Source organism: Salinibacter sp. (genome assembly GCF_036626415.1).
Lineage (GTDB): Bacteria > Bacteroidota > Rhodothermia > Rhodothermales > Salinibacteraceae > Salinibacter.
Genome location: NZ_JAZKRW010000110.1, coordinates 1 through 10,015 on the forward strand (window position 1 = coordinate 1; position 10,015 = coordinate 10,015).

Annotated in this window: 8 protein-coding genes; 3 read left to right on the top strand and 5 right to left on the bottom strand. The window is 68.7% G+C overall.

Translation table 11 applies throughout. The features are described from left to right. The 5 genes from V5A20_RS11135 to V5A20_RS11155 all read right to left on the bottom strand — a co-directional run. On the bottom strand, positions 1 to 280 hold a 280-nt coding region (locus V5A20_RS11135; protein WP_332327359.1), incomplete at its 3' end, for a response regulator. Next, positions 273 to 1,361, bottom strand: a complete 1,089-nt coding sequence (locus tag V5A20_RS11140) for a sensor histidine kinase (RefSeq protein WP_332327360.1) — start codon at positions 1,359 to 1,361, stop codon at positions 273 to 275. The genes V5A20_RS11135 and V5A20_RS11140, both read right to left, overlap by 8 nt. 50 nt (positions 1,362 to 1,411) lie before the next feature. Next, on the bottom strand, positions 1,412 to 4,165 hold the full coding sequence (locus tag V5A20_RS11145) for a GAF domain-containing protein (RefSeq protein WP_332327361.1): 2,754 nt from the start codon (positions 4,163 to 4,165) through the stop codon (positions 1,412 to 1,414). Positions 4,166 to 4,280: 115 nt separating this feature from the next. Continuing rightward, positions 4,281 to 4,919: an MEDS domain-containing protein gene (locus V5A20_RS11150; RefSeq protein WP_332316491.1), complete on the bottom strand. Its 639-nt coding sequence runs from the start codon at positions 4,917 to 4,919 to the stop codon at positions 4,281 to 4,283. 303 nt (positions 4,920 to 5,222) lie between these two features. Continuing rightward, positions 5,223 to 7,538, bottom strand: a complete 2,316-nt coding sequence (locus V5A20_RS11155; RefSeq protein ID WP_332327363.1) for an FAD-dependent oxidoreductase — start codon at positions 7,536 to 7,538, stop codon at positions 5,223 to 5,225. A gap of 449 nt (positions 7,539 to 7,987) precedes the next feature. Here V5A20_RS11155 and V5A20_RS11160 point away from each other — a divergent pair, with 449 nt between their 5' ends. The 3 genes from V5A20_RS11160 to V5A20_RS11170 form a co-directional block, all read left to right on the top strand. Then, on the top strand, positions 7,988 to 8,641 hold the full coding sequence (locus V5A20_RS11160; RefSeq protein WP_332316489.1) for an RNA polymerase sigma factor: 654 nt from the start codon (positions 7,988 to 7,990) through the stop codon (positions 8,639 to 8,641). A 56-nt stretch (positions 8,642 to 8,697) separates the two neighbouring features. Continuing rightward, a complete protein-coding gene (locus V5A20_RS11165) occupies positions 8,698 to 8,970 on the top strand; it encodes a hypothetical protein (RefSeq protein WP_332316488.1) in 273 nt (90 codons plus the stop codon). A gap of 59 nt (positions 8,971 to 9,029) precedes the next feature. Then, positions 9,030 to 10,015 (top strand): ROK family protein (locus V5A20_RS11170; protein ID WP_332316487.1); only part of this gene is annotated, 986 nt, incomplete at its 3' end.

Consider the following 10,015-nt stretch of genomic DNA (forward strand, 5'->3'; position numbering starts at 1 on the left):
GGGTCCGGTCATCGGACTTCAGGGCGCGGAGCACCTCGTGGCCGTTGACCTTGGGCAGCTTCAGGTCCAGCAGGATGAGCCCGGGGGCGTCCTCCACGCTTCGATCCGTGTAGGGGGCCCGCCCGAACACAAAGTCGAGGGCCTCCGCCCCGTCCTTGATCCGGTGCAGGCGGGTCCCCAGGTCGAGGTCACGGAGCGCCCGAAGGGTCAGCTCGGCGTCGGACGGCTGGTCCTCCACCAGCAGAAGATCGACGGGCCGGGTGGCAATTGTGCTAGTCATCCGAGTTGGGGGCGTGTGGGAGCGAAAAGTACACCGTCGTTCCGGTCCCCTCCGTGCTTTCGGCCCACGCCTGCCCGTCGTGGCGGCGCACGACGCGGTCGACGATGGCCAGGCCCACCCCGGTCCCTTCGAGCTCCGCCTCGTCGTGGAGGCGCTCGAAGACCCCGAAAAGCTTGTCGGCGTAGTCCATGTCGAACCCTACGCCGTTGTCGTGCACGGAGAAGACGACGCCCTCGGCGGTCTCGGTGCCGCGCACCTCCACGCGGGGCGCGGCCTTGCCGCGGGAAAACTTGACCGCGTTGGACAGCAGGTCCAGCAGGGCCCGGCGGACCATCGACGGATCGCCGACGGCGGGCGGAAGGGGCTGGACCGTGAGGTCGACGCCGTCGGTGGCCGCATCCGTCCGGCACAGGTCGTCGTAGGCGTCCTGCACAAGGGCGTTCATGTCGAGGGGTTCTGTGCGCATCTCGCACCGACTCAGGCGCGAGAGGGTGAGCAGATCGTCGATGAGGGTCCCCATGGTTTCCGTGTTTTCCCGGACGACGGTCAAGAGCCGCCGCCCCTCGTCGTTGAGCTGGTCGGCGTGGTTCTGTTTCAGAAGCGTTGTGTAGCCGTCGATGGCGCGGAGGGGCACGCGCAGGTCGTGGGACACGGAGTAGGCAAACGATTCGAGCTCCTGGGTCCGCTCCTGCACTCGCGCTTCGAGCCTCCCCGTCAGGCTGCGGAGCTGCTCGGACAGGTCCCGCTCCCGCGTGACGAACCGGAGCAGCAGCACGGTGGCCGCGCTTGCCAAGAGGTTGGCGGTCGTCTCGGGGTACTCGCCGAACCCCGACAGCGCGTCCCCGGCCCCGCTCTCGGCAAACACGAGAAGCTCGTTGCCCTGGTGAACCGCCATCAGGACGAGCACCCCTACGAAGAGCACCGGCCGCCAGTCCTGGAGTCGGTACGTGGCCACGAGCGTGTAGGCAGCGCTTCCGAGAAGGGCCGCAAGGGGAAGGAGAGAAAAGAGGAGGGCATTGAGCATCGGCGCCTGCCGGTGCCCGAGCGTCGGCGCGGGGCCGTGCTCCGGGCGGGCCGGCATCATCGTGCAAAATTGGGGGAACGCATGAGACGAGCATGGGGGGGAGCGTGCTACGAGGACGCGGCCTCCGGCGGAGGAAGGGCGAAGAAGAACGAGGCGCCCTCGCCCTCACGTCCCTCGGCCCAGGCCCGGCCGTCGTGGCGGCGCACGATGCGCTCCACGATGGCCAGCCCCACGCCCGTCCCCTCGAAGTCGTCCGCCGCGTGGGCACGCTCGAAGACGCCGAACAGCTCCTTCGCCCGGCCCGGGTCGAAGCCCACACCGTTGTCGTGCACGGCGTACACGCGCTCGTCGTCGCGCACCTCGCCGCACACCTCAATTCGGGGCGCCTCCTCGTTCTGCGTGAACTTGACGGCATTGGACAGCAGGTTGGAGAAGACGTGCCGGAGCATCGACCGGTCGCCGGTCGCGTCGGGCAGCGAGGCGAGGTCGAACGTCACCGCCGCCGTGGCGTGGGCCCGCCGCACCTCGTCGATTGCCTCCTGGGCGAGGGCCTCCATGTCGATCCGCACGTGGTTCATCTCGTGGCGGCCCAGGCGGGAGAGCGTGAGCAGGTCGTCGATGAGGGTGCCCATCGTCTGCGCACTCTCGTAGACCACGTTCAGGAGGCGCTGGCCCTCGTCGTTGAGCTGATCGGCGTGGTCTTCTTTCAGGATGCGCGTGTAGCCGTCGATGGCGCGGAGCGGCGTCCGCAGGTCGTGGGACACCGAGTAGGTGAACGACTCCAGCTCCTCGGTTCGCTCCTGCACTCGTTCTTCGAGCTGCTCGCGCTGGGCCTGCACCGCCTCCAGGAGCTGGCTCTGCCGGAGCGCGATGGCCATGTGGTCCGCCAGCTCGCCCGCGATGCGCCAGTCGTCGTCGGTAAAGGCGTCGGGCTGGGTCCGCCCCACGTGCACGACCCCGATCACCGCATCCTCCACGGCCATCGGCACGCAGAGGATGGACTGGAGGCCCATCTCGTCCATCCGCGCCTGCGCGTCCGGCACCGGCGCGTAGTCCGCCCTGGAGAGCACCTCGGTGGTGCCGGCCCGCAGGGCGTCGCTGAGGTGGACCTTCTCGAGCGGAAGGGTCGTCGGGGCCTCCACCACATTGTCCTCGGCGGCCAGCACGCGGGCGTTCCCGGCGTCCCACTCCGTGACCGTCACGGTCGCGCTTCGGTAGGGCAGGATGGACCGGACCCGTTTGATTGCTTCCGCCGCGATCTCTTCGGGCGACTCGGCGGCGAGGATGGCCTGGTCGATCTCGCGAAGGGTTTGCAGCCGCTGCGTCTGGTGGGCCAGGCGCTCGTTGGCCTGCTCAAGCTCGGTGGTGCGCGTCTCGACCCGCTGTTGCAGGCGGGCCTGGCGAAGGGCAATGGCCAGGTGGTCGGCCAGCTCCTGCCCCTTGTGCCGGTCGTCCTCCGTGAAGGCGTCGGGGCCCGGCCGCCCGATCTTCACGGTTCCCATCAGTACGTCCTCCACCGTCATCGGCAGGCAGAGCACCGACTGGATGCCCTGCTCCCGAATTCGCCGGGCGGTCTCCACGGACACCTCGTCGAGGTCGGGGATGATCTCGGGGGCCCCCGCGCGCAGCGTCTCCGTGAGGTAGAAGTCGTCGAGGGGAATCTCCGTGCCGCCGGCGAGCACCTCCTCTTCTTGTCGGACCGCGAGCACCGTTGCCTGGTCCCGGTCCCACTCGATGATCGACACGCTCGCCCGCTCGCAGGGCAGAATCTGCTCGGCCCGGCGGAGGGCCTCGCCGGCGATCTCTTCGGGCGACTCGGCGGCGAGGATGGCCTGGTCGATGTCGCGGAGGGCCTTCAGGCGTCGGGTGCGCCGTTCGAGGCGCTCGTTTGTCTGCTCGAGCTCCGCGGTGCGGGCCTCCACGCGGGCCTCCAGCTCATCGCGGGCCTCCCGGAGGGCGGTCTCTGCGTGCCGGCGCTCGGTCACGTCGACCATCATGACGAGCCGCTCAGGCGTGTCGCCCCCGGTCTCTACCGGCTGGATCGTAAGGCTCACCCAGATGCGGTCCCCATTCGTCAGGCACAGCTCCACCTCGTCGTCGCGCACCGGCGTGCCGCGCTCCAGGCAGCGGGCCAGTTCGCGGGCGGCCTCGCGCCCCTCCGGGGTGTCCGCGCAGAAGTCGGGGATCGAGCGCCCCATGAGCGCCGCCTCCGGGGCATCGAACAGCTCGGTGGCACGCCGATTGGCCATTCGGATCTCGCCCTCGGCGGTTGCGGAGACGTACGCGACGGGGGCGTTCTCGTAGAGCTCCCGATAGCGAGCCTCGCTCGTGCGGAGGGCCTTGGCCTGCGCGGCCCGCTCCTGGTCGAGCTCAATCCGGTGCAGGGCCATCGAGGTCTGGGCCGCCATCATCTGCAGGGAAGACCGCTCCAGGGGCGTGTGGGTGTGGTCCTCCACGAGGCCCGCCACGGCGGTCCCAAAGTGCTGGTCCAGGGTGCCCAGGCGGACGGTCGCGACGTGATCGATGCCCTGGCCGGCGAGGGCGCTCCCCTCGGGCACCTCCACGCGACGGCCGGAGGGGGCCGTGTCCCCATCCCCGGCGTTGCCGACCGGGAGGCCGCGGCGCAGCTCGTCGGCGACCGGATCGGGCAGCGGGCGGGCCCCGACGCTGCCGAGCACACAGGGGGCACCGGCGGCCCCCGCCTCCAGGATCACGGCCTGCAGGTCGGCGAGGCCCATCGACCGCAGGGCGCCCGTCAGAAGGCGGGCCACCTCTTCGGTGGAGTCGAGCAGGGCCAGGGCCGACCCGAAGCCGAGGACCGACGAGGGGTCGAGGTCCGATGTGTGGTGGGAGGCCTCCATGCTACAGAAGCATACTACAGAAGATGGTCGCTCGCGGAAGATGGTCGCTCGCAGTTTGTGCCGGGTGCGGCGGCGTGCGGCCACTGCGGGACCCCGTGTGGTGGGGGAGAGGGCGCTACATTTCGCCGGTGAGCTCTTTGCGCACCGCATCCGGAGACTCGTGGAACGGGTTGGGCACCACGACGTCCCCCATTACGCAGTACGGGTGGGTGCGGAGCGCGTCCATAATGACATCGCTCTCGAACACGGTGAGGTCAAACTGGCACAGCGCCAGCAGGCGCCACTCGGACGAGTGCTCGTCGTAGAGGGCTTCCCAGCGCAGCATCTCGTCGACCGTAATGTCGCGGTCTAGGCACCAGGCACCGTCGCCGGACCACCGCACGAACGAGTCGTCCGTCTCCTGGACGCTCGCGTCGATCCGGTCGGCCAGGCGCTTCATGTCGTCCGTCGTGTCGCGGCCGGGGTCCAGGATCAGCCGGTCGGCCTCGCGGGCGTCGGCCGCGTCCAGGCCTCGCTCCGATAGCCACTCGCACAGGGCGGCCCCCACCTTCGGCTGGGAGATAAACACGCACCGGTCGCCCTCCTGGAGCCCCGTCTTGATGTACGGCCCGAGCACCGAAAACCGCTGCGCCCCGCCGCGAAAAAAGTGGGCAATGTGGTCGCCCACGGCGGCCTTCACCCCGCCGAAGCCGAGGGGGATCGATCCATCGAGGTCGGACTGCGAAGTGGCGTCGGCACTCGTGTGCATGGTCATGGGACTGGGGGCATCCGGAGAGTCAGTGTGCACACAATATTTAGAACCGCCCCCACAAGATCCACCCGGGGACAATGGATCCCGAATGCGCGGCGGTCCCGAATGCGCGGCTGGGGGACATGGCCGTCCCCCCCAATCTTGTCCCCCAATCTTGGACGCAGTGTGTTTCGGGCGGGCCCGGTGCGTTACAGGGGTGCGTTACAGGCGAAAGAGATGGGGCCGGGGCACCGGCTAGGCCCGGGCGCCGGAGACTGTGAGGGCCCGGGTTGAGGCGAGGCCAAGACAGGGCAAGAGGGAGGCGGGCTACGCCGTGGCGGCGTCCGCAGGGCCGTTCTCGTGCTCCTGGATGCGGGTCAGCGAGGCCTCCAGCGCATCGCGGTGAATCACCTCGCCGGTGTTGGGCCGCACCTGCCCGAACTCCAGCACGCCGGTCGGGCACGTCTCCACACACGCGGAGCAGCGCACGCACTCCGGGTCGTCCATCGGCTCGCCCTTCTGCGCGTACGCCATCACGTCGATCCCCTGGTGGCAGACGCTCGTGCACTGGTTGCACGAGATGCACTTCTTCTTGTCCGCCAGGATGCGGAAGCGGCTAAACCGGTGGTAGATGTGCATGATCGCCGCCAGCGGGCAGAAGAAGCGGCACCAGAAGCGCCCGCTGAGCCAGAAGTAGACCCCGAAGCCCACCATGCCGGCCAGCAGCACGTCCACCACCCAGCTGTAGCCCAGCCCGATGCTGCCGCCGTGGAGCACCGCGCGGTAGGTCTCTGCCATCCAGCCGCCCGGCCAGACCCACCCGCCGATCCGCAGAAGCAGCAGCGCGAACGCCACGCCCATGATCACCTGCCCCGCCAGGTTGAGCTTGTTCCAGCCGGGCCCGTGTGGCATCTTCTCGCGGTGCTGGTCGCCGAGCGTCTCGGCCAGGGCCCCGCAGGTACAAATCCAGCCGCAGTAGGCGCCCTTGCCCCAGAAGTAGATCATCCCGGGGATCAGCACGAAGGTTTGCACGAAGCAGATGCCGAGCCACCACCAGAGCGGGTCGGCGGTGAACACATTCCAGATGAAGAGGGGCCACGCCAGGATGAACCCGTAGGCCCGCCAGTACTGGCGTCCGTGCACCGCGTACTCGCTCGTCGGGAAGAGCGCGTCGAGAAAGCCGGCGGGCAGCAGGCCGTTCGCCCCGAGGTAGGGAAGCACGAACTCCGGCAAGATGAAGAGCGGCAGGACCTGAATCCCCATGAGGGTGAGCGTCTGCACCTTGATGTAGGGCGTTTTTCGCCTTCGGATGCGCTTGACCCCGAAGACCACGACGAGCGCCGAGTAGGCGAACGTGTAGTAAAAGCCCGGCTTCTGCATCGAGGTCAGCAGAATGTCGAAGGCGCCCGTCCCGCTCGTGTCCGGGGACCAGCCGAACGGAAAAAAGCCCGTCGCCTGCGCCCACTGGCCGATCCAGCCGCCGTCCTTCCAGCTGTAGACGGCCGCCATGAAGAAAAAGAAGGCCGCAAAGGCCGTGATGCGGTCCCAGCGCAGGTCCTTCAGCCAGGAAAGGCTCGAGACCGCCTCGTTCAGGGAATCGGGCACGTCGCCCCAGTCGTTGCGCAACTCAATGCCGGAGCGGCGAAAGAAGTCGAGCGGGGCCTCCCGCCCGATCATGGCGAAGACGTGGCTCGCGTCGACCGTCTCCGGATCGTCGTGCTCGTCGGAGAGCACGACCGCATCGGGCCGAATCTCCTCTACGTCGGTCGGCATCTTGAGGGTAAGGCGGCCCTCCCCCTCGGCGTACGTGGCCAGTTCGTAGAGGCGCTCCACGTTCTCTTCCTTCGGCCGCACGAACTCGTCGCGCCGGTACGAGAGGGTCACGTCGGCCCCTTCCTCCGTGAGTGCGGCCGCCGCCTCCGCCGCCGAGTCGCCCCCGCCGATTACCAGCACCTGGTCGCCGCGGCACCGGGTGGGGTCGTGCAGGCGGTGCTGCACGTGATCCTGCTCCTCCCCCGGCACGCCTAGGCTGCGGAAGTTGCCGCTCCGCCCGATGGCCACGATCACGCGCTGGCCCCGCACACGATCGCCGTCGGTCGTCACCACCTCGTGTCCCGTTGGGGCTTGATCGATCCGGTGGGCCGTCGCGTGGCGCACCGGAAGGTCCGCGGTCTGCGTCTCCAGCTCCTCGACGAGCGCCTCTTTGACCTTCGCGCTAATCGCAAGGTCACTCTCCGGCGTCATGTCCTCCGGGTAGGTGTAGATCGGCTTTCCGGCCTGGAAGTCCTTGATCGTCGCAAACCGGCGCTGCGACTCCAGGACGCAGAAGGAGAGCCCGCTCGTTTTCGCCTCGCGGGCGGCGGCCATGCCGCTGGCCCCGGCCCCGATGATGACGACGTCGAAGGGCCCGGTTTCGTCCTCCGGCTCCGCCGGATCGATGCCCCGGGCAAGGATGTCCTGCACGGCCCGGGCCCCACCGTCTACGGAAAACTTGAGGAGGGGCACCCCCGCCAGGTCTCCTACGACGTACACCCCGTCGATATTGGTGCGGAAGTGGTCGTCGACCTTGGGAAGCTTCTCGGGCGTGCCGGCGGGCCACTGCAGGTGAAGCCAGTCGGCGTAGCGGGCGAGCGCATTGAGCATACGGCGTGCGGAGGCAGAAAAGCCAGGGGGGTAGAAAGAGGGCTACGGGCCCCGTTGAGAGTCAAAGGAGAGGAGCCAGTGTTACACCGGCCTGTCACACGAACGAGCCCCGACGAGGTGCCCGGCGGTGTCCTGTCCCCCAACCGAGCCCGCGGGTCTGCGCCGCGCCGCGCGTGCGCCGGTGACGCTCGGGGGCACCGGCGGGGGCCGCGATGCCGGCCGGGCCGCCTCGCCGTGATGATATATCGACGCAGTGTCGATATATCGACAATTCCGTGGACGTCGGGGGGCGGTTCCGGTATGGTCTATCTTTTTGTTTTTTATCGGTTTACGAGAAGCATCGTGCCGAAAAAGAAGGCTGGTACAGTCTTCGAAGGGTCTACAGGGCGCCGGCAGAGATGCCGCAAGATCACCCGCACGTATTCCTGATCGTTTTTGTCCCTGTGCCCATGTCTGATACGCCTTCTGCCGCGATTCCCAGCGACACTGACGCTCCCGACGCCTCATTCAGCGACGCGGATCTCCAGGCCCTTCGCAACCGCGATCCGGAAGCGGTCCGGCGATGGATCTACGGCCATCGCGACTACATCGAGGGGGTGCTCCGCCGGTACTCCAAAGACACCGACGTGGCGCGCGACCTGGTGCAGGAGGTGTTCTTCCAGGCGCTCCGCAGCCTGCCGAACTTTCGGGGCGACGCGAAGCTCACGACGTGGCTCCACAGCATCGCGAAGAACGTGGCCCTGGCGCGCTACCGGAAGGACCAGCGCCACAGTTGCCTGGAGGAGGACACCCTCGAATACGTCCACTCGACGTCCTGGGACGGGGACCCGCCGTCGGCGTACCGGGGGCCGGAGGAGGGCACCGAGCAGGCGCAGGAGAAACGCTTCCTGTACGACGCGATGGAGGAGCTCTCCGAGTCCTACCGCGAAGTGATCCGGCTCCGGGATCTTGAGGAGCAGTCGACGAAGGAGGTGGCGGAGGAGCTCGGGCTCACCCGTGTTAACGTCCGCGTGCGCCTCCACCGGGCCCGTGCGGCGCTGCGCGACGCCCTCACGCCCCGCTTCGACGAGGCCTACCAGGACGTGTACGAAATGGCGGCGTGAACGGACGTGCGCCCCTGTTCTCTTCGTGTTTCTACTCACCGGATCTGCCCCACGCCATGCCTGCCACGAAGCACGCCCCTCAGACATCCTCTCAAACATCCTCCGAGATTGCCTTTGCGCTCGCCGAGGACGGGGAGGCCATCGGGACGGTGCGTCAATTCTCAGATCGGCTCAACCTGCCTGAGTCGCAGGTACTCCCGTGCCTCCAATGTCACGCCGAGGAGGCCATCGTCCTCCGGGCCGGGGACGCCTCCGAACAGCTCCTGATTGTGGAGGCCGACGGCCTGGACGCCCTGCTCGGCTGTGCGGCCTCCGCCGCGCAGGGATGAGACGATCCGGGTCCCAGCCCCCCTGCACGCGAGCTTCCCTCACGAGCCCACACGATCCTGTGTCTTCGTCTGCCTCGGCCGCCACGCTCGGCATCGACATTGGGGGCACAAAGGTTGAGTCCGCCCTCGTCGATGCGTCCGGCACCATTCAGGCCCGTCATCGCCACCCGACCGATCGCGATCAGGGAGCCGGGCGGGTCCTCGACGAGGTGGTGAGGTGCGTCAACGAGTGCCTCTCGCAGTCCGCGAGCGAGGCCGCTGCGGCGGGCGTGGGGGTGGCCGGGCAGGTCGACTCCGAGGCCGGGGTTGTGCGTTCGGCCCCCAACCTCGGGTGGACCGACGTGCCGCTTCAGTCGCGTCTGGAAGAGGCGCTGGGCCTGCCGGTGACGGTGGCCAACGACGTTCGCGCCGTCACCTGGGGGGTGTGGCGGCACGGGGCCGGCCGGGACATCAGCGACCTGGTCGTGGTGTTCGTGGGAACCGGCATCGGCGGCGGGGTCGTGAGCGGCGGAGAGGTGCTGCAGGGGCACCAGGGCCTGGCCGGAGAGCTGGGGCACACGATGATCATGCCGTACGGGCGCGCCTGCCACTGCCGGAATCGGGGCTGTTGGGAGGCCTATGCGGGGGGCTGGGCGCTCGAGGAGCGGGCGCAAGAGGCCGTCCGCACGGACCCGGAGGCCGGGGCCGCGCTTCTCGAGAAGGCCGGCGGAGACGTCGACGACATCACGGGCCGGTCCGTCCACGCAGCCTTCGAGGAGGGAGACCCCCTCGCGAAGCGTCTCGTCGGCGCGACGGCCGAGTATCTAGGGCTCGGCCTGGTGGGGATCGTCAATACCTTCAACCCGAAGCGCGTCGTGCTGGGTGGGGGCATGATCGAGGGGCATCCCGGATACGTGGACGGGGCCCAGAGAATCGTGCAGCGGCGGGCGCTGGGGCCCGCCGTGGCGGACCTTGAGGTCGTGGCGGCGGACCTGGGGGGACAGGCCGGCGTGGTGGGGGCGGCCACGATGGCCCGTGCAGCGTCGCGGGAGTCCGAGTCCCGCCC

Bases quoted from the DNA above. Each gene is read 5' to 3' on its own strand.
- V5A20_RS11140 (WP_332327360.1), bottom strand. From the start codon at position 1,361: ATGCCGGCCCGCCCGGAGCACGGCCCCGCGCCGACGCTCGGGCACCGG.
- V5A20_RS11145 (WP_332327361.1), bottom strand. From the start codon at position 4,165: ATGGAGGCCTCCCACCACACATCGGACCTCGACCCCTCGTCGGTCCTC.
- V5A20_RS11150 (WP_332316491.1), bottom strand. From the start codon at position 4,919: ATGACCATGCACACGAGTGCCGACGCCACTTCGCAGTCCGACCTCGAT.
- V5A20_RS11155 (WP_332327363.1), bottom strand. From the start codon at position 7,538: ATGCTCAATGCGCTCGCCCGCTACGCCGACTGGCTTCACCTGCAGTGG.
- V5A20_RS11160 (WP_332316489.1), top strand. From the start codon at position 7,988: ATGTCTGATACGCCTTCTGCCGCGATTCCCAGCGACACTGACGCTCCC.
- V5A20_RS11165 (WP_332316488.1), top strand. From the start codon at position 8,698: ATGCCTGCCACGAAGCACGCCCCTCAGACATCCTCTCAAACATCCTCC.